This window comes from Microbacterium sp. NPDC056003, from assembly GCF_042274785.1.
In the GTDB taxonomy this organism is placed as follows: Bacteria; Actinomycetota; Actinomycetes; order Actinomycetales; family Microbacteriaceae; genus Microbacterium.
This window is the reverse complement of record NZ_JBHJXQ010000002.1, coordinates 329,199-355,260: the sequence shown is the minus strand read 5'-3', so window position 1 is coordinate 355,260 and position 26,062 is coordinate 329,199. Positions and strand designations below refer to the sequence as shown.

The following is a 26,062-nucleotide window of genomic DNA, read 5'->3' as shown; positions in this document are numbered from 1 at the left end:
TCTCACGGCATCCGGCAACCCGCCGATCGTCCATCGCCCCGGGCCGCGTCACGAACACCGCTAATTCTCCTGGAGACTGCGCAGGCGACTGGGGTTGACCAGAGCCTCCACCCGAGCGTCCTGCGCGATCGGCGTCCCTGGTCGTGCGCATGCCCGCTTAGGGATGGCAACCGCACGCGCCCTCGGCCCCCCATAGTCTCCCCCTTGCGGGCGATGCGCGTTTACGGATCGCCCTTCACACCGCAGGCGACACGGAGAACCCGTTCGGACTCACGGGATTTGGATGCCGCCCACTCAACTGTCGTGCTTTGCGAGACATCCCCTGCGCCTCACGGCTGGAGGGCGCGACGATGCGATAAGAGTTGCCCTGAATACCATAGGGGGGTATGGTATTTGCCATGAACGGCTATACGGCGAGCAAGGATGACCTGCTGAAGCGGCTGCGACGCGCGGAGGGTCAGGTTCGTGGGATCGCGCGGATGGTGGAGGAGGACAAGTACTGCATCGACGTCCTCACGCAGGTCTCCGCGGCGACGAAGGCACTCGAGTCTGTCGCGCTGTCACTGCTGGGTGACCATCTCTCGCACTGCGTTGCCGAAGCAAGCGCCGAGGGTGGTGCCGTCGCGGAACAGAAGATCCGCGAAGCCAACGATGCAATCGCCCGTCTGGTCCGTTCCTAGCCCGCCTGCCCACGCACTATGAGGAGACGATGATGAACACTGAGAACCGCAACGACCTGGGCTTGAAGGACGCAGGCGCCGGCTGTGCGTGCTGCGCGACCGCATCGACGCCCGAGACCGTGGGTGAGGTCACGGCGGCGGTGACGTCCGAGGTGCTGGTGACGGGGATGACCTGCTCGCACTGCGTGGCGAGCGTCACCGAGGAATTGTCCGCGATCGACGGGGTAGATGGTGTGTCGGTTGACTTGAACGCGGGCGGTGCGTCGCGGGTGACGATCCGCAGCTCGACGCCGATCCCTGCTATCGCTGTGGAGGCGGCGGTGGCGGAGGCTGGTTACGCCTTGGCCAGCAGCCCGTCATGAAAACGGTCGATGTCGAGCTCGACATCACCGGGATGACCCGCATCCGTCGAATGCGAACAGTGGAAGGAAGCTCATCATGAGCCAGCACGACCACCACGCACACCACCGCTCGGCGCCGACCCAGGCGGGCGATGACGACGCCGTTCAGGGCGCCCGAGCCGCGGTCGTAGAGCCCGAGACCGCTGGCGACCTCCACGCACACCACACATCCGCGCAGCACAGCACCGATGAGCGACACGGCGGCGTCCACGAGGGGATGCAGCACGGTGGGCACGCCGGGCATGGTGCGGACCATGTCGCACGGTTCCGTCGATTGTTCTGGATCAACCTGGTCCTCGCTGTCCCGGTGGTGGCGTTCTCGGGCATGTTCTCGATGCTGCTCGGGTATCCGCTGCCCGACGCGGCATGGGTGGGCTGGATTTCCCCGGTCCTCGGCACTGTCATGTACGTGTGGGGTGGCGCCCCGTTCCTGACCGGTGCGGTCAGCGAATTGCGGGCCCGCAAGCCCGGCATGATGCTGCTGATCGGGCTGGCGATCACCGTCGCGGTCGTCGCGTCGTGGGGCGCGAGCCTCGGGCTGCTGGATCACGAACTGGACTTCTGGTGGGAGCTGGCGCTGCTGATCGTCATCATGCTCCTGGGGCACTGGATCGAGATGCGCTCGCTCGCGCAGACCACCTCCGCCCTGGATTCCCTTGCCGCTCTCCTCCCGGACGAGGCGGAGAAGGTGGACGGGGATACCATCGTCACGGTCGCGCCGGCGGATCTGCAGGTCGGTGACGTCGTGGTGGTTCGCCCGGGTGGACGAGTCCCCGCTGACGGCCGGGTGGTGCAGGGTTCGGCGAGCATGGACGAGTCGATGATCTCCGGCGAGTCCAAGCCTGTCCGCCGAAGCGACGGGGACGCGGTCGTGGCCGGCACCGTTGCCACCGACTCCGGCATCCGTGTCGAGATCAGCGCGGTCGGGGAGGACACCGCCCTCGCCGGCATCCAACGCCTGGTCACCGAGGCGCAGAACTCCTCGTCGAAAGCGCAGCGCCTCGCTGATCGTGCCGCCGGGTGGTTGTTCTGGTTCGCACTGACCGCCGCAGCGATCACCGCCGTGGTGTGGACCCTGGTTGGGCTTCCTGATGACGCGGTGATCCGCACCATCACCGTGCTGGTGATCGCCTGCCCCCACGCTCTCGGCCTGGCGATCCCGCTGGTGGTGTCCATCGCCACCGAGCGCGCAGCCCGCGGCGGGGTGCTGATCAAGGACCGTCTCGCGTTGGAGAGCATGCGCACCGTGAACACGGTGCTGTTCGACAAGACCGGCACCCTCACCAAGGGCGCCCCCGCCGTCACCGCTATCGAACCGGCAGACGGGATCGACGCCGACCGGCTGATTACCCTCGCGGCCGCCGCGGAGGCCGATTCCGAGCACCCGTTGGCTCGAGCCATCGTCGCCGCCGCGCGGGAGAAGAGTCTGTCCGTGCCGGGTTCGACGGACTTCGAGTCGTCACCCGCGGTCGGGGTTCGCGCCACGGTCGACGGCCAGGTGGTGCAGGTCGGTGGCCCGTACCTGCTCGAGCAGACCGACACGCAGGAGCTGCCCATCGCCGACACCTGGCGTGGCGAGGGGGCGATCATCCTGCATGTCCTCATCGACAGGAAGGTCGCCGGTGCGCTGCGCCTGGCCGATGAGATCCGACCCGAGTCCCGGCAGGCGATCGACGCGCTCCACGCCCGCGACGTGCAGGTCGTGATGATCACCGGAGACGCCGAAGCTGTCGCCGCATCGGTGGCCGCGAAACTGGGCATCGACCGGTTCTTCGCCGGTGTGCGGCCGGAGGACAAAGCCTCGAAGGTGAAGCAGCTGCAGGATGAAGGGCGCAAGGTCGCGATGGTCGGCGATGGGGTGAACGACGCGCCCGCTCTCGCGCAGGCTGATGTCGGGATCGCCATCGGCGCCGGCACGGATGTCGCGATCGCCTCTGCCGGGGTGATCCTGGCCAGCGACGACCCCCGATCGGTGCTGTCCGTGATCGAGTTGTCCCGCGCCAGCTACCGGAAGATGAAGCAGAACCTGTGGTGGGCTGCCGGGTACAACCTGATCTCGGTGCCGCTGGCCGCCGGCGTCCTCGCCCCGATCGGTTTCGTGCTGCCGATGTCGGTGGGCGCGATCCTCATGTCCCTCTCCACGATCGTCGTTGCCCTCAACGCCCAACTGCTGCGCCGACTCGATCTCACCCCCGACGCGGTCATCCGACGCTGACGGGTGTGACGTACCGTGGAAGAGAGGGAGGTGACATGTCGCTGATCGCACTGACGGACCGGCTTCGTACCGGCCGGACGGTGGCCCGCAGGCTGCTGCTGCTCATCGCGGTCACCGGCGCGATCATCGTGGGTCTGCTGGCCATGCACTCCCTCAACGCCCACACCGCCACCGACACCGGTCACCAGGCCACCGTCACCGCGTCAGCGGCTGCAGGTGCCGGTGACCACCACTCCGGCACCACCGCCACCGACGAGCCGTGCGCGGAGTGCGGCAGCGGACACTCCGACATGCTCGCGATGGCGTGCGTGCTGGCGCTGTTGGCGACCGTGCTGCTGCTGATGCGGCCCGGCGCCGTCGTGCGGTGGTTGTCGATCCTCCCGCGACCGAAACGCTCGGTCCTGACGGCACTGCTCACCAGGCCGGCCCTGCGTCCACCTTCACTCACCGTTCTCTGCCTCAGCCTTACGTGATGCACCCGAGCCGCACCCTCGTGTCCGGCTCCCGCACCCGCACGCCCGTCACCCTGACCGGCGCTGCTTTCACGTACCCCTGTATTGGAGAACCCTGATGAAGATCCGTACCACCGCAACCGCCGCAATTACCCTCGCTGCCGCCCTCACCCTCGCCGGCTGCGCCGGCGGCACCGGCTCAGAGTCCATGCCCGGCATGGACCACGGCAACAGCTCCGCCCCGTCCTCCTCGTCCGCGGGCACAGCGGACGTCAACGACGCGGATGTGATGTTCGCGCAGATGATGATCCCGCACCACGAACAGGCCGTCGAGATGTCCGACATGATCCTGGACAAGGAAGGCATCGACCCGGCCGTTCTTACCCTGGCGTCCGAGATCAAAGCTGCCCAGCAGCCCGAGATCGACCAGCTGCACTTGTGGCTGGACGAATGGGGCGCTGACAGCGACACCGGCGCCGTGGGCGGCATGGACCACGGCGGCGGCATGATGAGCGACGACGACATGGCGACCCTCGATGCGGCTACCGGCGCGGAGGCGTCGCGACTGTTCCTCGAGCAGATGACGATGCACCACGAAGGCGCCATCACCATGGCGCACGACGAAGTCGACAACGGCCAGAACCCGGACGCGATCGCGATGGCGCAGACCATCATCGACACGCAGACCACGGAGATCGCCACCATGCAGGAGCTGCTCGGGAGCCTCTGACCCGTTGCGTGCGGGTCGGTGCAGTTGCAGTGCGCCGACCGCACGCGATCGACTCAGAAAGCAACACCATATGCTTCTTCATCGCACTCTGACATCGCCCCTGCGCCATCACCATGCGCGTCGCAGCATCCTCGCTGCGGGCGCGCTCGCCGCGCTCATCTTCATCGCCGGTTGCGCTGCCCAAACGCCCTCCACCGGCGACGACCACACCGCGTCCACGATCGAACACGCGCATAACGTCGTCGCCGACCCGTCCGGGTCGGGGTTCCTGATCGGTACGCACGACGGCATCTACACCGCAACCGACGACGGCAAACTCGGCCCCCGAGTCGACGGTCCCCGCTTCGACGCCATGGGCCTCACCGCCGTCGGCGACATCCTGCTCGCCTCGGGACACCCTGGCCGCACCACCCCTCCCGGGCTCGGCGACCCACACCTGGGCATCATCCGCAGCACCGACACCGGTCGTAGTTGGACTCCGGTCGCGTTCACGGGGGAGAAGGACTTCCACGTCCTCGCGACCGCCCCCGACGGCACGGTGTACGGGGTTCCCACCGACTCCTCGGATGTCTTGGTGAGCACCGACGAAGGAGACACCTGGACACCTACGGGCGGCTCCATACCTGCCTTCAACCTGGTCGCGGACGCCACCGGCAGAGTCATCGCGTCGACACCCGACGGGCTACAGGTCAGTACTGACGGCGCAGCATCGTTCGGCCCGTGGGCGGATACGCCGCTCATCGCACTGCTAGGCGTCTCACCGGATCATCAACGAATCGTCGGAGTAGCCAGCGGCGGGAAGATCTGGACGACTACCGCCGGAGCCCCCTCCTGGAGCGAAGCAGGAACCGTGCATGGTCAAGCCCAAGCGATCGCCATCACCAACACTGGCGACCTGCTCGTCGTCGACGACAGCGGCCTCACGCTGCTCCCATCACCCCCTTCGCCCTAGCAGCCCCCACCACCCACGATCCTTCGCCACCCCACGAAACAAGGAGACAACCGATGTCCCACCACGACGAGCACTCCGGCACTCACCAGGAAAAGCAGCAGAAGCACGGGTCCGTCAGCATGTACATCCGCTTCGGCGCGATGATCCTCACCGCTGTCGTCATCATGTACTTCGTGATGTTCGCCGGCTCCTGGGAATGGAGCCACATCCGCCTCAGCGAAAGCCGCATCTTCATGGCCCTCACGATGGGCGGCACGATGGTCCTCATCATGCTCGGCTGGATGCTCAACATGTACAAGAACACCAAGGCGAACATCGCGATCATCATTGCGGGTGTGGTCCTCATCGGCGGAGGGATCGCCCTCGACCGCAGTCAGATCACAGTCGACGACACCGCCTTCATGCAGGGAATGATCCCGCACCACTCGCTCGCCATCACCCGCTCAGAGCGTGCACAGATCCAGGACTATCGCGTGTGCCAACTCGCCGTCGACATCAGCGAAGCGCAGAAGCGCGAGATCCACGAGATGGACTGGCTCATCAACGACATCGCAGAGAATGGCATTGCTGCGACGGCCGAGCAGGCCGCAGACCGCCCCGTGCCCACCTACGACGACACTGCGGATCGCACCTGCCCGCCAGAATGACGCCGTTGCCCCAGACGACTCGTTGAGACTCGACGAGCGGCGACGAGGCGAATGCACGCTGCCCTCCGCTCAGCGTGCATTGCCCGCTAGGGGATGCTTTGTGTCGGAGCGGCTCGCAATTCGCCGGCGTGTGGCGCACTCGGTTCGCGCCGCGGACGCGGGCCGGCACGAGTGCGGCGAGCGGTCGCGGCGGTGCCGGGCGTCAGAAAAGGTGCGCTTCGCAGGTTGCGAGGAATGCCACGCGCCGGCGCTTGAGTTCGCGGTAGATGGTGGCGCGCGACACGTTGAACAACTCGGCGATCTCCGTTTGGGTGTATTCACCACGATCCTGCACGTCGAACAGGAGTTTTCGCTGCGTGGTCGACAGCTTGGGTTGCTTGCCCTTCAGGTGACCTTTTGCGCGGGCCACCGCCATTCCTTCCTTCGTACGCATGCTGATCAGGTCGCGTTCGAATTCGGCCACCATCGCGAGCACGTTGAACAGCAGCCGCCCCACCGGGTCTGTGGGGTCGTACCTGCTGCCGCCGAGACTGAGCGCGACGCCCTTCGTCGTCAGTTCGTCGGCGATGTCACGTGCGTCACGCACGGAACGGGCGAGCCGGTCGAGTTTGGTGACGACGAGGGTGTCGCCTTCTCGGACAGCGGCGAGGGCCTCTCGAAGTCCGGGCCTCGCGCGGTTGGTGCCGGTCAGTCCGTGATCGACGTACATGTTCGAATCGAGGACCCCGAGGCGCAGCAGCGCATCCCGCTGTGACGTGAGGTCCTGATCGGCCGTGGAGACTCTGGCATAGCCAATCTGTATTCCATTCATGCCGCCGAGCGTGCTACTCACAGCGCGCGGGCGCACCAGGATGCATCCTCGCAGTGTTGAGCGTGGATTTCCTGCGCCACCGGCTCCTCCACGGCAGGCCCGGCCGCGAAGCTCTCCCCAGCTGCCACTCGGCCGAGCCGCCGCTGAGAGGTGCGCTCCTAGCGTGGGCGGGTGACCGCCTCCGACGACCCGTCCTCGGCGTCGTCGAGACGGCGACTCGGGCTGGGCGCGGCCGTCGTGCTGGTCATCGCGGCTCTCGCGGTGACCGTGGCGATCGGCATCCTGCGCGGCGCGTCGGCGCCCGTCGAGCACGTCGTCATCGATGAAGGCGGGTCGGATGCCGCGACCCCGGCCTCGCAGTATGTGCATGTGTCGGGCGCGGTCATGGCTCCCGGGCTCTACGTGCTCGCTGCGGGCGCGCGCGTCGTGGATGCGGTGGCCGCAGCCGGCGGGTTCGCGGCCGACGCCGACCAGAGCGCGGTGAACCTCGCCCGGCCGGTGACCGACGGGGAGCAGCTCCATGTCCCCGCGCAGGGGGAGACTCCGGATGCCGGCGGCCCCGCGGCGCCGGCGGGCGACGGTCGGGTCAACCTCAACACAGCCGACGTCGCCGCGCTCGACACGCTTCCGCGTATCGGCGAGGCGATGGCGCAGCGCATCATCGACTGGCGGGACCAGAACGGGCGCTTCACGTCCGTCGAAGACCTGCTCGCCGTGCCCGGCATCGGCGACAAGATGCTCGAGGCGCTGCGCGACCTCGTGGTGGTCTGACGTGCCGCGCCGGCTGACGCTCCGACTCGTCCCGGTGGCCGCGGCGGCCTGGATCGCGGCATCCATATGCGTGTTCCTTCCTGCGGCAGCCGGAGGCGTAGCTATCGCTTGCTGGGCAGCCGCGCTCGGCGTGCTTGCATGGGACGTCGTCCGGCGACCTGCGGACACGCGGCTCCGACAGGCCGTCGTGGTCGTCGTGTGCGCGCTCGCCCTCGCGGCAGCCGTCGCGTCGCACGTGGCGCTCGCGCAGCCCGCGCGGGCGGGCGTGACCGAGCTCGCCGTAGACGGCGGGCGTGCGATCGAGGTCCGCGCGACCGTCGTCGGCAAGATCGAGCGCCGGGTCGACGGCAGCCTCGCTTTCGATGCTGTTGCGACGCGCATCGCCGTAGGCGATGTCCGTCACGCCGTGCGGGTCGATGTCGTAGTGCGGGTGAGTCCGGGCGACGTGGATCCGCGCACCCTGCTTGACGTCGGCTCCGAAGTCGAGGTGCGGGGCGCAGCGCGCGGCAGCAGACCGGGCGATCGTGCGGTGCTGGAACTGCGCGCCACGCGCGGTGTCGAGGTGATCCGCCCCCCGGAGCAGACGGCGGCTGTGACGGCCGCGCTCCGTCGGGGGCTGCTGGCGGCGGTCGCCGACCTGCCAGGCGAGGGGGCGGGGCTCGTCCCCGGGCTGGCGGTGGGCGACACGTCGATCGTCTCGGCCGAGCTCGACACGGCCATGAAAGAGTCCTCGCTGTCGCACCTCACCGCTGTGTCGGGGGCGAACTGCGCGCTCGTCGTCGGGCTCGCGTTCTTCGGCGCAGCGGCCGCCGGCGCTCCCCGTGCCCTGCGGGTGTTCGCCGGACTCGCCGCGCTGGCGGGCTTCGTCGTGCTCGTGACGCCCGAACCGAGCGTCGTGCGCGCGGGGGTCATGGCGGCGATCGCCATGTCAGCCGTGCTGCTCGGGCGGCCGGGTGCCGGCATGTCGATCCTGTCGCTCGCGGTCGCTGTGCTGCTCGTGGCTGACCCCTGGCTGGCCGGCTCGCTCGGGTTCGCGCTCTCCGCCGCGGCCACCGGCTCGCTGCTGCTGTTCGCGCGGCCACTCGCGCGGGGTCTGGAGCGGGTGCTGCCACGTGCACTGGCTCTCGCGCTCGCCGTGCCGCTGGCGGCGCAGCTCGCGTGTGGTCCGCTGCTGGTGCTGATCGCGCCGCAGGTGCCGCTCTACGGCGTCGTCGCGAACCTCCTCGCCGCGCCGGCCGCGCCCGTCGCCACCGTCCTCGGACTCGCGGCCTGCCTGACGGCGCCGATGCCGTGGCTGCAGGACGGTCTCGCCGCTCTCGCGTGGGTGCCGGCCGCGTGGATCGCCGGTACGGCGACGACGTTCAGCGACCTGCCGGGCGACCTGCTGCCGTGGATCGAGGGCGTGCCCGGTGCGGTCGCCCTGGCCGTCGTGGGGCTCGCCGCAGGAGTCGTGATCGCGGTGCGGCGCTCCAGCCGCCGCGCACGGGCCGCCGTCGCTCTGTCAGCCGTCGTCCTGTCGACCGTGACCGGCGTCCTCGCCGGTTCCGGACTCCTCACCTCGGTGGCCGGCCGGTGGACTCTGCCGCAGGACTGGACGGTCCTCGCGTGCGACGTGGGGCAGGGCGACGCGGTCCTGCTGCGCTCGGGCGACGCGGTGGCGCTGGTCGACACCGGCCCCGCACCCGAGTCGCTCATCGCCTGCCTCGACCGCGCGGGGGTGGGGCGCATCGACCTCCTGGTGCTGACGCACTTCGACCTCGATCACGCCGGAGGCGTCGACGCGGTGGTCGGGCGCGTCGGAACGGTGCTCCACGGCCCCACAGCGTCGGGCGACGACGGGCGCGTGCTGGAGGAGCTCGAGCGAGGCGGTGCGCAGCTGATCGCCGCACGCGCCAGGCTGAGCGGCGCGTTCGGGGAGGCGCGGTGGCGCGTGCTCTGGCCGACCGCCCGGAGTCGCGCCTTTCCCGCGGGGAACGACGCCAGCATCGTGCTCGACGTGCGCGGGGGAGGGATCCCGCCGACGCTGCTGCTGGGTGACCTCTCCGCGTCGCCGCAGCGCGCGCTCGAGGCATCCGGAACACTGCAACCGCCTTATGCCGTCGTCAAGGTCGCCCACCATGGCAGCGCGGACCAGGATGCCGCGCTCTACGCTGCTGCCGCGCCGAGCGTCGCCTTCGTCACGGTCGGCGCGGGCAACGATTACGGTCATCCGCGCGCCGAGATCCTCGATGCGCTCACGGGGCTCGGCGCGCGGATCGCCCGCACGGACGTCGACGGCATCGTCGCGATGTGGGGGAGCGGCGACGCCGTCTCGGTGTGGCGCGAGCGCGGCGGCTGAGTCGGGGGTGCTCGGTAGGCTGGAGAAATGGCATCGACTGCGCGACGCGCCCCCTCGAAGGCAGCGCGCAGCGCGATCCCGCAGCTCTCATGGCGGGCACCCCAGCCGGCGCCCATCGTGCTCGTCTCCGGCCCCGAAGACGTCTGCGCCGAGCGGGCGATCGCCGGAGTCCGCGACTACCTCCGTGCCGAAGACCCGAGTCTGGAGGTCTCCGACCTGCGCGCAGACGACTACGCCGCCGGCTCGCTCCTCGGGGTCACCTCGCCGTCTCTGTTCGGCGAGCCGCGCCTGGTGCGCGTCACCGGCGTCGAGAAGTGCTCCGACACGTTCCTGGCCGAGGCGATCTCGTACCTCGCCGCGCCGCAGGACGGCGCGACGATGGTCCTGCGGCACACCGGCGCGAGCGTGCGCGGGAAGAAGCTGCTCGACGCCATCCGCGCCGGCCAGGGCGGCGGAGTCGAGGTGGCCTGCCCGGCCATCAAGCGCGACTCCGATCGCTTCGACTTCGCTGCGGGCGAGTTCCAGGCTGCGAAGAAGCGCATCGCGCCCCCCGCACTCCGAGCGCTCGTGTCGGCGTTCGCCGACGACGTCACCGAGCTCGCCGCCGCGTGCCAGCAGCTCATCGCCGACGTGCCCGGCGACATCACCGAGCAGGTCGTCGAGCGCTACTACGGCGGCCGCGTCGAGACTTCGGCGTTCACCGTCGCCGACACCGCGATCGCCGGCCGCTACGGCGATGCGCTGATCGCCCTGCGCCACGCTCTCGCCTCCGGGGCCGACCCCGTGCCGCTCGTCGCGGCCATCGCGCTGAAGCTGCGCACCATGGCCAGGGTCGCCGGCAGCCGTGAGCCCGCCGCCGCCCTCGCCGGCCGGCTCGGACTCAAGGACTGGCAGGTCGACCGCGCCCGTCGCGACCTCTCGGGCTGGAACGAGGCGTCGCTCGGCGGCGCCATCCAGGCAGCCGCGCGCGCCGACGCCGAGGTGAAGGGCGGCTCTCGCGATGCCGTCTTCGCGCTCGAACGCCTCATCACGGTCATCGCGACGCGGGCGCCCTACGGCGCGTAGGCCGCACCCCGACCCGTCACGCCCCGCCGTCGCACCCCGTCAACGCCGAAGGCCCGCCCCCAGAGGGACGGGCCTTCGATCGAATCCGGTGAGGATCAGAGCGCGGCGACCTGCTTCGCGATGGCCGACTTGCGGTTCGCGGCCTGGTTCTCGTGGATGACGCCCTTGCTCACGGCCTTGTCGAGCTTCTTGGTCGCCTTCTGCAGCGCCTTCTCGGCGGCGGCCTTGTCGCCGGCGGCGATGGCTTCGCGGGTGCGACGCACCTCGGTCTTCAGCTCGCTCTTGACGGCCTTGTTGCGCTCGCGCGCCTTCTCGTTGGTCTTGTTGCGCTTGATCTGCGACTTGATGTTCGCCACGGTGAAGTGTCTTTCGTGTCTGATGGATGGGAATTGCCGCGTTACGGGTAGAGGGGCCGCTCGCGGCGTCGTGCGGAGGTGGGACCCCGCACGCAAGCCAATCACCGAGTTTATCAGGTCTGCTCGAGCGTCGTGATCGCCAGGTTCAGGAGCGCGTTGAAGACCTGCGGGCGCATCACCGTGACGTGGTGGGTCGTGCGCGGCACGACGAACAGCTCGGCATGGGGCGCGAGCTCGAGGAACAGCCGCTCGTTGACGCGGAGCTGGTCGTACTGGCCGTTGACGAACCACAGCGGCACCTCGATGCGCCGCAGCGCGGCGAGCAGGTCGAGCACCGACAGGCTGCGCAGCGCGACGTCCTGCGCGTCCAGGGCGTAGCCCCCTGCGCCGAAGTCGTGGCGCGTCTCCGGCGGCAGGATGCGGTCGAGCATGCGGTCGGTGAGCCACATGCCGCGGTCGGGGAGCGAGTCGAACCCGCGGGCGAGCATCCGGTAGGTGGCGAGCCCGACCCCGCGGGGGATCGCGGTGCACGACGCGGCGATGAAGCCGGCGACGGGCGGCGTGTCCTCCTGGCCGACGTACTCGATCGAGATCAGGCCTCCCATCGAGTGGCCCGCCAGCAGCACCGGCCCGCGGGCCGCGGCATCCCGCACTGCGTCATCGATCGTCGCGAGGGCGCCCTCGAGGGTGAACTCCTCCGACATCCGCGACCCGTGACCGGGCAGATCGACCGGGGTCACCGGGTTGCCGCGCTCTGCGAGGTACTCGACCTGCGCGCGCCACATGGTCGCGGACGTGCGGATGCCGTGCACCAGCACCACTTGCACGACCATTGCCCCAGGCTAGCGATCGCGCCGGCTCGTCGCCGCCCGCAGCCGCCCCCGGTCGCCCACCCGCACGGATCCAGCGACTGCGCAGGGTGGGGCCTTCCCTCACCCGTAGAATCGACGGGATATGTCACCGCGCGCCCTGAAGCCTCCCGAGCCGTCCGCGACCCCGCCCGAGCTGATCCGCAACTTCTGCATCATCGCCCACATCGACCACGGAAAGTCGACGCTGGCCGATCGGATGCTGCAGATCACCGGCGTCGTCGCCGACCGCGACATGCGCGCGCAGTACCTCGACCGCATGGACATCGAGCGCGAGCGCGGCATCACGATCAAGTCGCAGGCGGTGCGGATGCCCTGGCAGACGGCCGAGGGCACCTTCGCGCTCAACATGATCGACACGCCCGGCCACGTCGACTTCACCTACGAGGTGAGCCGCTCGCTCGCCGCCTGCGAGGGCGCGATCCTGCTCGTCGACGCCGCTCAGGGCATCGAGGCCCAGACGCTCGCCAACCTCTACCTGGCGCTCGACAACGACCTGCACATCATCCCGGTACTCAACAAGATCGACCTCCCCGCAGCGGATCCGGACCGCTTCGCCAAGGAGCTCGCGAACCTTATCGGCGGCTCGCCCGACGACGTGCTGCGCGTGAGCGGCAAGACCGGTCAGGGCGTCGAGGAGCTGCTGGATCGCCTGGTGGGCGAGATCCCGGCACCGAAGGGCGACGCGGATGCTCCGGCCCGAGCCATGATCTTCGATTCGGTGTACGACTCCTACCGCGGCGTCGTGACCTACGTCCGCATGGTCGACGGCAAGCTCTCCCCGCGCGAGCGCATCCAGATGATGTCGACGACGGCGACCCACGACCTGCTCGAGATCGGCGTCTCGAGCCCGGAGCCGGTGCCCACCCAGGGCCTCGGCGTCGGCGAGGTGGGCTACCTCATCACCGGTGTGAAGGATGTGCGCCAGTCGAAGGTCGGCGACACGATCACGACCCACCGCAAGCCGGCGACCGACGCGCTGCCGGGATACACCGACCCGAAGCCGATGGTCTTCTCGGGCATCTACCCGATCGACGGCAGCGACTACGGCGACCTTCGCGAGGCACTCGACAAGCTGAAGCTCTCGGATGCCTCGCTCCAGTACGAGCCCGAGACCTCGGTGGCGCTCGGCTTCGGCTTCCGCTGCGGGTTCCTGGGCCTGCTGCACCTCGAGATCATCACCGAGCGCCTCTCGCGCGAGTTCGGCCTCGACCTCATCACGACGGCGCCCAGCGTCGTGTACGAGGTGCTCACCGACACCGGCGAGACCGTGGTCGTCACCAACCCCAGCGAGTACCCCGACGGCCGCGTCGCCTCGGTGAGCGAGCCGATGGTGAAGGCGGCCATCCTGCTGCCCAAGGACTTCGTCGGCACGGTGATGGAGCTCTGCCAGGGCCGGCGCGGCCAGCTGCTGGGCATGGAGTACTTCTCGGAGGAGCGCGTCGAGCTGCGCTACAACATGCCGCTCGGCGAGATCGTCTTCGACTTCTTCGACCAGCTGAAGAGCCGCACCCAGGGCTACGCGAGCCTCGACTACGAGCCGGCGGGCAGCCAGGAGGCCGACCTCGTGAAGGTCGACATCCTGCTGCAGGGCGACAAGGTCGACGCATTCAGCTCGATCGTGCACCGCGAGAAGGCGTACGCCTACGGCACGATGATGACCGAGCGGTTGCGCAAGCTCATCCCGCGCCAGCAGTTCGAGGTGCCCATCCAGGCTGCCATCGGCGCCCGCATCATCGCCCGTGAGAACATCCGGGCCATGCGCAAGGACGTCCTCGCCAAGTGCTACGGCGGTGACATCACGCGCAAGCGCAAGCTGCTCGAGAAGCAGAAAGAGGGCAAGAAGCGCATGAAGATGGTCGGTCGCGTCGAGGTCCCCCAGGAGGCGTTCATCGCCGCGCTCTCGGGCGACGTCGAGGGGAAGTCGGCGAAGTAGGCTGGTCGTCATGCGTCGAGGGAACTTCCGGGACGACACCGTCGACTACGCCGCCGTCGGGGCGACGCAGGCGCCTGACCTCATGCATTACCCGCCGGAGCGGAGCATCCCCGCGGAGGAGTCATGGCGCATCGGCAGCGGTGAGGCGCGATTCCAGGGCGCCGGCGAGGCGCTGATGTCGTGGACCGCGCAGCGCGGTGCCGGGCTCACCGTGAAGGACGTGCGTCCGGCCTCCGGCCCGATGTACTCCGGCGTGAGCTTCGACGGCGAGGGCAACCCGATCGCACCCAGCCGCTCCGAGTCCGATCTCCGCTACGACGCCGACGGCACGCCGTACGTCGGCGCGGGCACGACGATCCGCGTGGACGGTCGCGTGCGCGGGCTGCGGGCCGATGCCGAGCTGCGCGTCATCTTCGCGGTCGAAGAGCCGCGGCGCATCGGCTTCGCCCTCGGCACGGTCGGCGATTCCGTCGTGAGCGGCGAGGAGTCGTTCATGCTCGACTGGCACGACAACGACGAGGTGTGGTTCACCGTGCGCGCCTTCGATGCGCCGTCGTCGTTCGTCTACCGGCTGCTGCCCGGCCTGATCCGCCGACGCCGGCGCGAGCTCTTCACGCGGTACCTGCGGGCGATCTCGCCGCTGTACACGACGCCCGCGTGAGCTGCTGATGGGCTCCGCGCTTCCCCTCGGCGAGCCGGTCCCCGCCGACGGCTCGTTCCCTCCGGGCACGGCGATCGACGCGACGACGCCGTTCGGCGTGTACCTGCACGTGCCGTTCTGCCGCGTGCGCTGCGGCTACTGCGACTTCAACACGTACACGTCCGACGAGCTGCGCGGCGCACGCCAGGATCAGTACGCCGACACCCTGCTGCGCGAGGTCGCGCTGGCGCGCGGCGTGCTGGAGCGCACCGGACCGCTGCGCCCCGCGTCGACGGTCTTCTTCGGCGGCGGCACCCCGACACTGCTCCCGCCCGGCGACCTCGGCCGCATGCTCGACGGCGTGCGCGAGGCGTTCGGCATCGCCGAGGGCGCCGAGGTCACGGTCGAGGCCAACCCCGACACGGTCACCGATGCGGTCGCGGCCGAGCTCGCGGCATCCGGAGTCACGCGTCTTTCCATCGGAATGCAGTCGGCCGTTCCCCACGTGCTCGCGGCGCTCGACCGCACCCATGATCCGGCGAACGTGCGCACCGCGGTCGCCGCAGCGCGCGCCGCCGGCCTCGATGTGAGCATCGACCTCATCTACGGTGCGCCGGGGGAGTCGCTCGACGACTGGCGTGCGTCGCTCGACACCGCGATCGGCCTCGCGCCCGACCACGTGTCGGCGTATGCGCTGATCATCGAGGACGGCACGAAGCTCGCCCGGCAGATCCGCCGTGGCGAAGTGCCTGCGCCCGACGACGACCTTCAGGCGGACATGTACGAGCTCGCCGACGAGCTGCTCGCGGCGGCCGGCTTCGATTGGTACGAGGTGTCGAACTGGTCGCGCGGCGTCCACCAGCGCTCGCAGCACAACCTGGCGTACTGGCAGGGGACCGACTGGTGGGGCTTCGGCCCCGGTGCGCACAGTCACATCGCCGGCGTGCGGTTCTGGAACGTCAAGCACCCCGCCGCGTACGCGCAGCGCCTTGCGGCGGGGGAGTCCCCGGCCGCCGCTCGCGAGGTGCCCGATGTGGAGGCGCGGACGCTGGAGAACGTGCTGCTGCGCACGCGCATCCGCGAGGGGCTGCCCGTCTCGGAGTTGCTCGGAGAGGGGCGCCGGGCGGTCGCGGCGCTCATCGCGGACGGGCTCGTCGACGGGCCCACGGCGCTCCACGGCCGGATCGTGCTCACATTGCGCGGCCGCCTGCTCGCCGACGCCGTCGTGCGCGCCCTCACCGAGTAGCGGATACGACCGTCACGCTCCCGGCCGCGGGTCGGGGCATCCGGTAGAATTGGCACTCCAGTCATGCGAGTGCCAGCAGCGGCGTGAGGAGGCGGGATGGTCAGCGAGCGAGGGCTCCAGGTGCTGCGCGCGATCGTCGAGGACTACGTCGACACGCGCGAGCCGGTCGGCAGCAAGGCGATCGTCGAGCGGCACGCGTTCGGCGTGTCGGCGGCGACCATCCGCAACGACATGGCCCTGCTCGAGGACGAAGAGCTCATCGCGGCCCCGCACACGTCGTCGGGTCGCGTGCCCACCGACAAGGGCTACCGCGTCTTCGTCGACCACCTCGCCGACGTGCGCCCGCTCTCCACGGCGCAGCGCACGGCGATCACCTCGTTCCTCGAGGGGCCGGGCGACCTCGACGACGTTCTGGCGCGCACCGTCCGCGCACTCACCCAGCTGACCGGTCAGGTTGCGATCGTGCAGTACCCGTCGTTCGCCCGCGCGAACGTGACCCACGTCGAACTCGTGCAGCTCGGCGGCGGGCGGATGCTCGTGATCGTGGTCACCGACACCGGCCGCGTCTCGCAGCGGATGGCCTTCGTGCGCGACGAGTTCGACGAGGCCGACCTCGCGCGCATCCGCGCCGAGCTCGGCACGCTGCTGGTCGGCCGGTCGGTGCGCGACGGACTCACCCGCATCGCCGAGCGTCTCGACAACGCCGCGGTCATGACCGCGCCTCACGAGGCGGCGACGGCTGAGATCGTGCGCGTGGTCGCCGAGGAGCTCGACGAGTTCCGCCAGGACAAGCTGGTCATGGCGGGCAGCGCGACGCTGGCCCGTCGCGAGGCCGACTTCCGCGGCAGCATCTACCCGCTCCTCGAGGCGATCGAGGAGCAGGTCACGATCCTGCGGCTGATGGGCGAGATGGTCGCCGACGAGAAGGGTCTCGCCGCCAGCATCGGACGCGAGAACGAGCCCTTCGGGCTGTCGGAGGCCTCGGTCGTCGCCAGCGACTACGACGCGACCGGATCGCGCGCCCGGGTCGGAATCATGGGCCCGACCCGCATGGACTACCCCACCAACCTCGCGGCGGTCAGAGCCGTCGCGCGCTACCTCACGCGGATGCTCGAGGAAGACGAGAGCAGCCGCTGACGCGGACGCGCACACGAACGATCCCCGCGGGCTTCCGCGGGCAGGAAGGCGAATGTGGCTGACCACTACGAGGTCCTCGGCGTCTCGAAGGACGCATCCCTCGACGAGATCAAGAAGGCGTACCGGCGCCTGGCGCGGGAGCTGCACCCCGACGTCAACCCGGGCGAAGAGGCATCCGAGCGGTTCAAGCTCGTCACGCACGCGTACGACGTGCTGAGCGACCCCGATCAGCGCGCCCGCTACGACATGGGCGGCACCGACAGCCCGTTCGGCGGTGCCGGCGGGTTCGGCGGCTTCAACGACATCTTCGAGACGTTCTTCGGCGCGGCCGGTGGCGGCGGCGGGCGTGCGGGTCGTCCGCGGTCACGGCGCGAGCGCGGCCAGGACGCCCTCGTGCGCGTGACCCTCGAGCTGGGCGACGTCGTCTTCGGCGTCCACCGTGACATCGAGGTCGACACGGCCGTGCTGTGCGACACGTGTCAGGGCTCGTGCTGCCAGCCCGGCACGACGCCGGTCACGTGCGACATCTGCCACGGCACCGGCCACGTGCAGCGCCAGGTGCGCAGCCTGCTCGGCAACGTGCTCACCAACCAGCCGTGCAACGTCTGCCAGGGCTACGGCACGACCATCCCGTACCCGTGCGCGACGTGCCAGGGACAGGGCCGCGTGCGCGCGCGCCGCACCGTGTCGCTCGACATCCCCGCCGGTGTCGAGACCGGCCTGCGGCTGCAGCTTCCCGGATCCGGCGAGGTCGGTCCCGCCGGCGGCCCCAACGGCGACCTCTACATCGAGGTGAACGTCACGCCCCACGAGGTCTTCAGTCGCGACGGCGATGACCTGCTGGCGACGCTCGAGGTGTCGATGCCCGACGCGATCCTCGGCACGACGACGACCATCCAGTCGCTCGACGGACCGGTCGAGCTCGAGATCCGCCCGGGCGTGCAGGCCGGCGACGTGCTCACGATCAAGGGCCGCGGCATCACGCCGCTGCGCGGCACCCAGCGCGGCGACCTGCGAGTCGGCGTGCACGTGGTCACCCCGACGCGCCTCGACGGCAAGGAGCGCGCCCTCATCGAGGACTTCGCCAAGCGCACGAAGGCACCGCCGCCCCGGCTGTCCGAGTTCCACCAGGGTCTGTTCGCCAAGCTGCGCGACCGGTTCCGGGGTTGACGGGTGGTACTGCACTTCGTTCTCGATGAGCCGACCGGCGCCGGTCCCGGCGACACCGTGGTGCTCACGGGTGCGGAGGCGCACCACGCCGCGTCGGTCCGGCGCGTGCGCGTCGGCGAGGAGGTCACGGTCGGCGACGGCCGCGGCGCCTGGCTGACGGGCCGGTGCGCGTCGGTCGCGCCGCGCGAGGTCGTGGTGAGGATCGAATCGCGAACGGATGCCGCGGCCCCACGTCCGCGCGTCGTGCTCGTGCAGGCGCTCGCCAAGGGCGACCGCGACGAGCTCGCCGTCCAGGCGGCGACCGAACTCGGGATCGACGAGATCGTGCCCTGGCAGGCCTCTCGCAGCGTGTCGCGATGGGACGCCGCGAAGGCCGAGAAGGGCCGCGCCCGCTGGGCGACGATCGTGCGCGAGGCGGCCAAGCAGGCGCATCGCGCGTGGATCCCCGAGGTCTCGCCGCTGGTGACGACCCGCGAGCTGCTGCGCCGGGCCGCGGCATCCCGCACCCTCGTCCTCGAACCGACCGGCACCGCGCGTCTCACCGGCGTCGACCTCGCCGGCGAGGAATCGGACGTGCTGCTCGTGGTCGGCCCCGAGGGCGGCATTGCGCCGGATGAGCTCGCCGACCTCGAAACCTCGGGGGCCGTGCTCGTCCGCCTCGGCGAGAGCGTGCTGCGCACGTCGACGGCCGGCCCGGCGGCGCTGGCTGTCGTGAGCGCCTCGCTCGGCCGGTGGTGAGCGGACTTCGCGCCGCCCACACCAGCCCAAGCTGCCTCGACCCGTCCGACCCACGCCGGACCCTCGTCGGTAGACTTGCGGGATGAGCGAGCCATCGATCTTCACGCGCATCCGCAACGGGGAGATCCCGTCCGAGATCATCGCCGAGACCGAGAACACGTTCGCCATCCGCGACATCGCGCCCAAGGCGCCGGTGCACCTTCTGGTGATCCCCAAGACACAGGAGTACCGCAACGTCGTCGAGCTCGCCGCGGGCGACCCCGAGCTGATGGCCGAGATGGTCGGCCTCGCCAACAGCCTGGCGGCCGAGCACGCCGACGGCGACTTCCGTCTGATCTTCAACACCGGTCCGAATGCGGGCCAGACCGTCTTCCACGTGCACGCCCACGTGCTCGCCGGAGGACTCGAGGAAGCGAGCCTTGGTGCCTGACGAACAACCCCATGATCCGGTGATCGACCGGGTGTACGCCGACGGCGTCGCCATGGTGCAGCTGCTGGGACCGCAGGACCGCCTGCTGCGCGTCGTGGAGAAGGAGCATCCGGGCGTCGACGTGCACGTGCGCGGCAACGAGATCACGCTGACGGGGGAGGCGGATGCGGTGGCCGCCGCGCGCTCGCTCGTCGACGAGCTGCTCGAGATGACGAAGGCCGGGCAGGGCCTCGACCCCGCCGACGTGTCGTCGTCGAGCCGCATCCTGCGCACCGAGGGCGGACCGCGTCCGTCCGAGGTGCTCGGCGAGGCGATCCTGTCCTCGCGTGGCAAGGTGATCCGCCCGAAGACGCTCGGCCAGAAGGCCTACGTCGACGCGATCGAGGAGAACACGATCGTCTTCGGCATCGGCCCCGCCGGCACAGGCAAGACGTATCTCGCCATGGCCAAGGCCGTCCAGGCGCTGCAGCGCAAGGAGGTCAATCGCATCATCCTGACGCGTCCGGCCGTCGAAGCCGGCGAACGCCTCGGGTTCCTCCCGGGCACGCTCACCGACAAGATCGACCCGTACCTGCGCCCGCTGTACGACGCGCTGAACGAGATGATGGACCCCGAGCTCGTGCCCAAGCTCATGGCCACCGGCACGATCGAGGTCGCCCCGCTGGCGTACATGCGCGGTCGCACGCTGAACGACTCGTTCGTCGTGCTCGACGAGGCGCAGAACACGACCCCCGAGCAGATGAAGATGTTCCTGACTCGGCTCGGCTTCGGCACCCGCATGGTGGTCACCGGCGACATCACGCAGATCGACCTGCCCCAAGGCGCATCGGGGCTGCGACTCGTCACGCGGGTGCTGGGCGAGATCGACGACATCCACTTCTCGTACCTCACCAGCGACGACGTCGTTCGTCACACCCTGGTCGGCCGCATCGTCGACGCGTACAGCGAGTACGACGAGCGCCGCATCGCCGCGCGCCGCGAGCGGGACGAGGCATCCGAGTTCGCCAACCGCGCCGAGCGGCGCGCCGGTATGCGGCCGCAGAACCCGCGCGACCATCTTCCGAAGCGAGGACGCTCATGACGATCGAGATCAGCAACGAGTCGGGCATCGCGGTCGACGAGACCGTGCTGCTGCGCTTGATGGAGAACAACTTCTCCGAGCTGCACGTGAGCCCCGAGGCCGACGTCGCCATCCTCCTCGTGGACGAGGGTGCGATGGAGGCGCTGCACGTGCAGTGGATGGACGAGCCCGGACCCACCGACGTGCTGAGCTTCCCGATGGACGAGCTGCGCCCCGGCACCGAGGACATGCCGACGCCGGCGGGTCTGCTCGGCGACATCGTGCTCTGCCCGCAGGTGGCCGAGACCCAGGCCGTCGCCGCGAAGCACTCCACGATGGACGAGCTCGTCATGCTGACGACGCACGGGCTGCTGCACCTGCTCGGTTTCGACCACGCCGAGCCCGAGGAGGAGCGCGAGATGTTCGGGCTCCAGCGCGAGCTCATCACGGCGTTCCAGGCCGTGGAACGCCGTCGAAATCGCGCATGACCGCTGCACTTCTCCTCGTCGCCGCCGCTCTGCTGCTGGCGTTCGGCGCCCTGATGGTCGCCATCGACGCCGCACTGAGCGTGACGTCCCGGGCCGACCTCGCCGAGCTCGGTGCCTCCGGCCGCAACGCCCCCTCGCTGCGGCGGATCGCCGCCGACCCCGAGGCGCACACGAACGCCGTGATCTTCATCCGCGTCCTCGCCGAGACCACGGCCGCTGTGCTCGTCACCGTCGCGTTCACCATCCTGTTCGACAGCATCTGGTGGGCGATGCTCGCCGCGGCGGTGCTGATGACCGGCATCTCGTACGTCGTCGTGGGGGCGAGTCCGCGCAACGTCGGCCGGCAGCACGCCAAGGGGCTGCTGCGAGGCGCCGCTCCGGTCATCCGCGGCGTCCGCATCATCCTCGGGCCGCTCGCGCACGGTCTCGTTGCCCTCGGTACGCGCATCACGCCCGGAGCATCGCGCGGGGCGTCCTTCGCTTCGGAGGAGCAGCTGCTCAGCATCATCGACGAGGCCGCCGAGAACGAGCTGATCGAGCAGGACGACCGCGAGCTGATCCACTCGGTCTTCGACTTCACCGACACGTTCGTGCGGGCGGTCATGGTGCCGAGAACAGACATGGTGACCGTGGATGCCACGGCCTCGACGCGCGAGGCGATGTCGATCTTCCTCGATAAGGGCATCTCGCGCATCCCGATCGTCGACGACGAGGCGGACGACGTGGTCGGCGTGCTGTACCTCAAGGATCTCGTGCAGTTCGGCTTCCGCGACGAGTCCGGCTGGCGCGATGCGCCCGTGACGCGGATCGCGCGACCGGCGGTCTTCGTGCCGGAGTCGATGAAGGCCGAGACGCTCCTTCAGCAGATGAAGCGCGACGCCGTGCACGTGTGCCTCGTCATCGACGAGTACGGGGGCGTGTCGGGCCTCGTGACGCTCGAGGACCTGATCGAGGAACTGGTCGGCGAGATCGCCGACGAGTACGACCCGCGCTCCGACGAGGTGACCGAGATCGAGCCCGGGCACTACCGAGTCAGCGCACGGCTCGGCCTCGACGAGGTGGGCGACCTGTTCGGCATCGACCTCGAGGATGAGGACGTCGACTCCATCGGGGGACTGCTCGGCAAGGCGCTCGGTCGCGTGCCGCAGCCGGGTGCGACCGCCGAGTACGGCGGGCTGGTCATGACCGGCGGCGCTTCGCGCGGTCGCGGCCGCGGCATCTCCACCGTCTTCGTCGAGCGCGGGGAGTCCGCGGACGCGGACGAGCAGAACGGTCGCGCACCCCGCACCGCCGAGATCCACATCGTGTCGACCCGCACCGGCGAGGTGCGCGTCCAGAGGAGAGGCGACCGCACATGACCGAGACGACCCGTTCCGGCTTCGTCACCTTCGTCGGACGGCCGAACGTCGGCAAGTCGACGCTGACCAACGCCCTCGTCGGCGAGAAGGTCGCCATCACCAGCGACAAGCCGCAGACGACCCGCCGCGCGATCCGCGGCATCGTCAACCGGCCGGCCGGGCAGCTCGTGATCGTCGACACCCCTGGCATCCACAAGCCGCGGACACTGCTCGGCGAGCGGCTGAACAGCCTCGTGGAGCAGGTGCTCGGCGACGTCGACGTCATCGGGTTCTGCGTGCCCGCGACCGAGAAGGTCGGGCCCGGTGACCGGCGCATCGCGGACTCGCTCGGCGGCTACCCCCGGGCGAAGAAGGTCGCGATCGTGACCAAGACCGACGCCGCCACCCGCGACCAGATCACCGAGCGCCTCATGGAGGTCGACTCCCTGCGGGAGGACTGGGCCGCGGTCATCCCGCTGTCGGCGCTCACCCGGGAGCAGCTCGACGTGCTCACCGACGAGCTGCTCGTCCTCATGCCCGAGGGGCCGGCGCTCTACGAGGCCGACGTCGTGACCGATGAGTCGATGGAGGATCGCGTCGCCGAGATCATCCGCGAAGCTGCCCTCGAAGGCGTGCGCGACGAGCTGCCGCACTCGATCGCCGTCACCATCGAAGACATGGCGCCGCGCGAGGACTCCGACCTCACCGACATCTATGCGAACATCGTCGTCGAGCGCGACAGTCAGAAGGCCATCATCATCGGCCGCAAGGGCTCGCGTCTGGCCGATGTGGGCAAGCGCGCCCGTGCCGGCATCGAACCGCTCGTCGGCACCCGCGTGTTCCTCTCGCTCCATGTGCGCGTCGCCAAGGAGTGGCAGCGCGACCCGAAGCAGCTGGGCCGGCTCGGCTTCTGAGGGTTCGGACGCGTCTGACGGCTCTGACGATTCAGAGGCCGGATCAGCCGTCGACCGGACGCATCGCCGACCGGACGATGACGGTGTCGTCGCCATAGTCGTCGTCCGCGGCCTTCTGCCACGTGCCGTCGTCCCACACGACGTCGATGTAGAGCCAGCCGTTCTCGACCGACGACCCGAGGTACGCCTCCTGCAGGATGTCGGGGAGTTCGTCCTGGATCCCGGCGAGCATGGCCTCATCGCCCTGCCCGGGCTCGCCGCCCGTCGGGTCGTCCTGCATCATCGGGTCGTACAGCGCGAGCATGATGGGCGGCTGCGAGAGGGTGAACTCCTCGCCGTCGTACGTGCCCTGCACCGCGTACGCTCCCCAGGTGGTGTCGCCCGACGACTCCGAGCCCTCGACGCCCTCCCACGTCCAGTCGGGGATCGGGATGCCGCTGCACTGCGGGGGGTAGGACTCCGCGATCGGGCCGAGACACAGCTCGGCTTCGCCGCCGACGTCCATCACCGTGCCCTGCGCGATCACGTCGCCCTCCGGGGGAGCGGGCCACAGCGAGCCGAGCGAGGCGCCCACAGGCGCGCCGCCGGCCGACGAGGGTGCGGTCGAGCCGGCGGGAGTCGCGCACCCGGCGAGGGCGAGGACGGATGCCGCGCCCAGCGTGACGAGGAGGTCGACGGTGACGTGTCATATCCGTCGAGTGTCGCGGATCGCGGGATCGTCTCACGCGATTGTGACGCCGGGTTCGCACGCCCGTCGGGGACGGGTGTAGCCTGGGGTCATGCGTGCAGGCTCGCTTCTCCTTAGCTGCCGCGACGAGGCCTCGATCTAGGGCCCCCCTCGTCGCGGAGCTTGTCGTCGGCCCGCCATTCGACGAGAGAACGAAAGCGACGATCATGCAGAACACTCAGAAGCCCTCGGGCATGCCGGTGCACAAGTACCGCCCGTACCACGAGCAGATCGCGGTCGACCTGCCCGACCGCACCTGGCCCGCACAGCGCATCACGACGGCACCGCGGTGGTGCGCGGTCGACCTGCGCGACGGCAACCAGGCGCTCATCGACCCGATGAGCCCCGAGCGCAAGCGCATCATGTTCGACCTCCTGGTGCGGATGGGCTACAAGGAGATCGAGGTCGGCTTCCCGTCGGCCAGCCAGACGGACTTCGACTTCGTCCGGCAGCTGATCGAAGAGGACCTGATCCCCGACGACGTCACGATCCAGGTGCTGACACAGGCGCGCGAGCACCTGATCGAGCGCACCTACGAGTCGATCGCTGGTGCCAAGCAGGCGATCGTCCATCTGTACAACTCGACGAGCATCCTGCAGCGCGAAGTCGTGTTCCGCACCGACCGCCAGGGCATCATCGACATCGCCCTCGAGGGCGCCCGGTTGTGCCGTGAGTTCGAGAAGCGGGTCCCCGAGACGAAGGTGTTCTACGAGTACTCGCCCGAGAGCTATACCGGCACCGAGCTCGAGTTCGCGCTGGAGGTGTGCAACCAGGTCATCGAGATCTTCGAGCCCACCCCGGACCGCAAGGTGATCATCAACCTGCCCGCCACCGTCGAGATGGCCACGCCCAACGTGTACGCCGACTCGATCGAGTGGATGAGCCGCCGCCTGGCCCACCGTGAGAACGTGATCCTCTCGCTGCACCCGCACAACGACCGCGGCACGGCGGTCGCCGCCGCCGAGCTGGGCTACATGGCCGGTGCGGACCGGATCGAGGGATGCCTGTTCGGCAACGGCGAGCGCACCGGCAACGTCGACCTGGTCGCGCTGGGCATCAACCTCTTCACCCAGGGCATCGACCCGCAGATCGACTTCAGCGACATCGACCAGGTCAAGCGCACGGTCGAGTACTGCAACCAGCTCCCGGTCCCCGAGCGCAGCCCGTGGGCCGGCGACCTCGTCTTCACCGCGTTCAGCGGCTCGCACCAGGACGCCATCAAGAAGGGCTTCGAGGCGATGGAGGCGCGCGCTGCCGCCACGGGCGTCACGGTCGACGAGATCGAATGGGCCGTGCCGTACCTGCCGATCGATCCGAAGGACCTGGGCCGCTCGTACGAGGCCGTCATCCGCGTGAACTCGCAGTCGGGCAAGGGCGGCGTCGCGTACCTGCTGAAGACGGATCATGCGATCGACCTGCCGCGCCGCCTGCAGATCGAGTTCTCGGGTGTCGTGCAGGCCAAGACCGACGCCGAGGGCGGCGAGGTGACGAGTGACCAGATCTGGGCGATCTTCACCGACGAGTACCTGCCCTCGCAGGTCAGCGACGACCGCTGGGGCCGCTTCGAGCTGCTGGCAACGAGCACCCGCAGCGACATGTCGGGCGACGTCTCGCTCGATGTCACGCTGCGCGACGGCGACGAGCGGTACGACGCGACCGGCCACGGCAACGGACCGGTCGCGGCATTCCTCGAGATCGTGCGTACACGGGGCTTCGACGTGACGCTGTACGACTACGTCGAGCATGCGCTCAGCGCGGGCGGCGACGCTCAGGCCGCGGCGTACGTCGAGCTGCAGGTCGACGGCGAGCGTCTGTGGGGCGTGGGGATCGACAGCGACATCTCGACGGCCTCACTCAAGGCGATCGTGTCGGGAGTCAACCGTGCGATCCGCACCCGCGAGCGCTCCGGAGCACTCGCCGGCGTCTGACTGGACGGCGGCGGGATGCCGCGA

The 26,062-nt window shown here is 69.7% G+C and carries 26 protein-coding genes; 22 read left to right on the top strand and 4 right to left on the bottom strand.

What is annotated here, in order from left to right; genetic code table 11:
- The first annotated feature begins 398 nt into the window (after window positions 1-398).
- The 7 genes from ACFC1W_RS11010 (at window position 399) to ACFC1W_RS10980 (ending at window position 6,077) form a co-directional block, all read left to right on the top strand.
- A complete protein-coding gene (locus tag ACFC1W_RS11010) occupies window positions 399-680 on the top strand; it encodes a metal-sensitive transcriptional regulator (RefSeq protein ID WP_318353149.1) in 282 nt (93 codons plus the stop codon).
- 32 nt (window positions 681-712) lie between these two features.
- The gene (locus tag ACFC1W_RS11005) at window positions 713-1,042 is read left to right on the top strand and encodes a heavy-metal-associated domain-containing protein (protein WP_375992247.1); all 330 of its coding nucleotides are present in this window, start codon (window positions 713-715) and stop codon (window positions 1,040-1,042) included.
- Between the two features lie 76 nt (window positions 1,043-1,118).
- Window positions 1,119-3,296 (top strand): heavy metal translocating P-type ATPase, encoded by a 2,178-nt coding sequence (locus ACFC1W_RS11000; protein WP_375992244.1) that lies wholly within the window; start codon window positions 1,119-1,121, stop codon window positions 3,294-3,296.
- A 35-nt stretch (window positions 3,297-3,331) separates the two neighbouring features.
- A complete protein-coding gene (locus ACFC1W_RS10995) occupies window positions 3,332-3,769 on the top strand; it encodes a DUF6153 family protein (protein WP_375992242.1) in 438 nt (145 codons plus the stop codon).
- A gap of 97 nt (window positions 3,770-3,866) precedes the next feature.
- Window positions 3,867-4,478 carry a DUF305 domain-containing protein gene (locus tag ACFC1W_RS10990; protein ID WP_375992239.1) on the top strand — a complete coding sequence of 204 codons (612 nt, stop codon included), beginning with the start codon at window positions 3,867-3,869 and terminating at the stop codon, window positions 4,476-4,478.
- 70 nt (window positions 4,479-4,548) lie between these two features.
- The gene (locus tag ACFC1W_RS10985; RefSeq protein WP_375992237.1) at window positions 4,549-5,430 is read left to right on the top strand and encodes a F510_1955 family glycosylhydrolase; all 882 of its coding nucleotides are present in this window, start codon (window positions 4,549-4,551) and stop codon (window positions 5,428-5,430) included.
- A 53-nt stretch (window positions 5,431-5,483) separates the two neighbouring features.
- Entirely contained in the window at window positions 5,484-6,077 is a 594-nt protein-coding gene (locus ACFC1W_RS10980; protein ID WP_375992236.1) for a DUF305 domain-containing protein, read from the top strand.
- Between the two features lie 202 nt (window positions 6,078-6,279).
- On the opposite strand, the gene ACFC1W_RS10975 is transcribed toward ACFC1W_RS10980, so the two are convergent.
- Window positions 6,280-6,888 (bottom strand): recombinase family protein, encoded by a 609-nt coding sequence (locus ACFC1W_RS10975; protein ID WP_375992891.1) that lies wholly within the window; start codon window positions 6,886-6,888, stop codon window positions 6,280-6,282.
- Window positions 6,889-7,059: 171 nt separating this feature from the next.
- Here ACFC1W_RS10975 and ACFC1W_RS10970 point away from each other — a divergent pair, with 171 nt between their 5' ends.
- Genes ACFC1W_RS10970 through holA form a run of 3 tightly spaced genes read left to right on the top strand, consistent with a single transcriptional unit; the run spans window position 7,060 to window position 11,062 of the window.
- Window positions 7,060-7,659 (top strand): ComEA family DNA-binding protein, encoded by a 600-nt coding sequence (locus tag ACFC1W_RS10970; RefSeq protein WP_375992233.1) that lies wholly within the window; start codon window positions 7,060-7,062, stop codon window positions 7,657-7,659.
- Between the two features lies 1 nt (window position 7,660).
- On the top strand, window positions 7,661-9,997 hold the full coding sequence (locus ACFC1W_RS10965; protein ID WP_375992230.1) for a ComEC/Rec2 family competence protein: 2,337 nt from the start codon (window positions 7,661-7,663) through the stop codon (window positions 9,995-9,997).
- A 27-nt stretch (window positions 9,998-10,024) separates the two neighbouring features.
- Window positions 10,025-11,062, top strand: coding sequence for a DNA polymerase III subunit delta (gene holA / locus ACFC1W_RS10960; RefSeq protein ID WP_375992227.1), 1,038 nt, complete (start codon window positions 10,025-10,027; stop codon window positions 11,060-11,062).
- 95 nt (window positions 11,063-11,157) lie between these two features.
- Here holA and rpsT read toward each other — a convergent pair whose 3' ends face one another.
- The gene (gene rpsT, locus ACFC1W_RS10955) at window positions 11,158-11,418 is read right to left on the bottom strand and encodes a 30S ribosomal protein S20 (RefSeq protein WP_375992224.1); all 261 of its coding nucleotides are present in this window, start codon (window positions 11,416-11,418) and stop codon (window positions 11,158-11,160) included.
- Between the two features lie 113 nt (window positions 11,419-11,531).
- Window positions 11,532-12,251, bottom strand: coding sequence for an alpha/beta fold hydrolase (locus tag ACFC1W_RS10950; RefSeq protein WP_375992221.1), 720 nt, complete (start codon window positions 12,249-12,251; stop codon window positions 11,532-11,534).
- A gap of 121 nt (window positions 12,252-12,372) precedes the next feature.
- Here ACFC1W_RS10950 and lepA point away from each other — a divergent pair, with 121 nt between their 5' ends.
- The 11 genes from lepA (at window position 12,373) to era (ending at window position 23,383) form a co-directional block, all read left to right on the top strand.
- A complete protein-coding gene (gene lepA / locus ACFC1W_RS10945; protein ID WP_375992218.1) occupies window positions 12,373-14,223 on the top strand; it encodes a translation elongation factor 4 in 1,851 nt (616 codons plus the stop codon).
- A gap of 10 nt (window positions 14,224-14,233) precedes the next feature.
- Window positions 14,234-14,884, top strand: a complete 651-nt coding sequence (locus tag ACFC1W_RS10940; RefSeq protein WP_375992215.1) for a DUF1990 family protein — start codon at window positions 14,234-14,236, stop codon at window positions 14,882-14,884.
- Between the two features lie 7 nt (window positions 14,885-14,891).
- Window positions 14,892-16,109 carry a radical SAM family heme chaperone HemW gene (gene hemW, locus ACFC1W_RS10935; protein ID WP_375992213.1) on the top strand — a complete coding sequence of 406 codons (1,218 nt, stop codon included), beginning with the start codon at window positions 14,892-14,894 and terminating at the stop codon, window positions 16,107-16,109.
- 96 nt (window positions 16,110-16,205) lie between these two features.
- Window positions 16,206-17,246 carry a heat-inducible transcriptional repressor HrcA gene (gene hrcA / locus ACFC1W_RS10930; RefSeq protein WP_375992211.1) on the top strand — a complete coding sequence of 347 codons (1,041 nt, stop codon included), beginning with the start codon at window positions 16,206-16,208 and terminating at the stop codon, window positions 17,244-17,246.
- 54 nt (window positions 17,247-17,300) lie between these two features.
- A complete protein-coding gene (gene dnaJ, locus ACFC1W_RS10925) occupies window positions 17,301-18,416 on the top strand; it encodes a molecular chaperone DnaJ (RefSeq protein WP_375992209.1) in 1,116 nt (371 codons plus the stop codon).
- Between the two features lie 3 nt (window positions 18,417-18,419).
- Entirely contained in the window at window positions 18,420-19,154 is a 735-nt protein-coding gene (locus ACFC1W_RS10920; protein WP_375992206.1) for a 16S rRNA (uracil(1498)-N(3))-methyltransferase, read from the top strand.
- An 82-nt stretch (window positions 19,155-19,236) separates the two neighbouring features.
- Window positions 19,237-19,584 (top strand): HIT domain-containing protein, encoded by a 348-nt coding sequence (locus tag ACFC1W_RS10915; RefSeq protein WP_375992204.1) that lies wholly within the window; start codon window positions 19,237-19,239, stop codon window positions 19,582-19,584.
- Between the two features lie 52 nt (window positions 19,585-19,636).
- Window positions 19,637-20,665, top strand: a complete 1,029-nt coding sequence (locus ACFC1W_RS10910) for a PhoH family protein (protein WP_375992889.1) — start codon at window positions 19,637-19,639, stop codon at window positions 20,663-20,665.
- Complete coding sequence (gene ybeY / locus ACFC1W_RS10905; RefSeq protein WP_191766350.1) at window positions 20,662-21,132, top strand: rRNA maturation RNase YbeY; 471 nt, start codon at window positions 20,662-20,664, stop codon at window positions 21,130-21,132. Before ACFC1W_RS10910 ends, ybeY begins: the two co-directional genes overlap by 4 nt.
- Entirely contained in the window at window positions 21,129-22,490 is a 1,362-nt protein-coding gene (locus ACFC1W_RS10900) for a hemolysin family protein (RefSeq protein WP_375992200.1), read from the top strand. Before ybeY ends, ACFC1W_RS10900 begins: the two co-directional genes overlap by 4 nt.
- Complete coding sequence (gene era / locus ACFC1W_RS10895) at window positions 22,487-23,383, top strand: GTPase Era (RefSeq protein WP_375992197.1); 897 nt, start codon at window positions 22,487-22,489, stop codon at window positions 23,381-23,383. Before ACFC1W_RS10900 ends, era begins: the two co-directional genes overlap by 4 nt.
- Window positions 23,384-23,426: 43 nt before the next feature.
- Here era and ACFC1W_RS10890 read toward each other — a convergent pair whose 3' ends face one another.
- Entirely contained in the window at window positions 23,427-23,957 is a 531-nt protein-coding gene (locus ACFC1W_RS10890) for a hypothetical protein (protein WP_375992194.1), read from the bottom strand.
- Window positions 23,958-24,277: 320 nt separating this feature from the next.
- Here ACFC1W_RS10890 and leuA point away from each other — a divergent pair, with 320 nt between their 5' ends.
- Window positions 24,278-26,038, top strand: a complete 1,761-nt coding sequence (gene leuA / locus ACFC1W_RS10885) for a 2-isopropylmalate synthase (protein ID WP_375992191.1) — start codon at window positions 24,278-24,280, stop codon at window positions 26,036-26,038.
- Window positions 26,039-26,062: the final 24 nt, after the last annotated feature.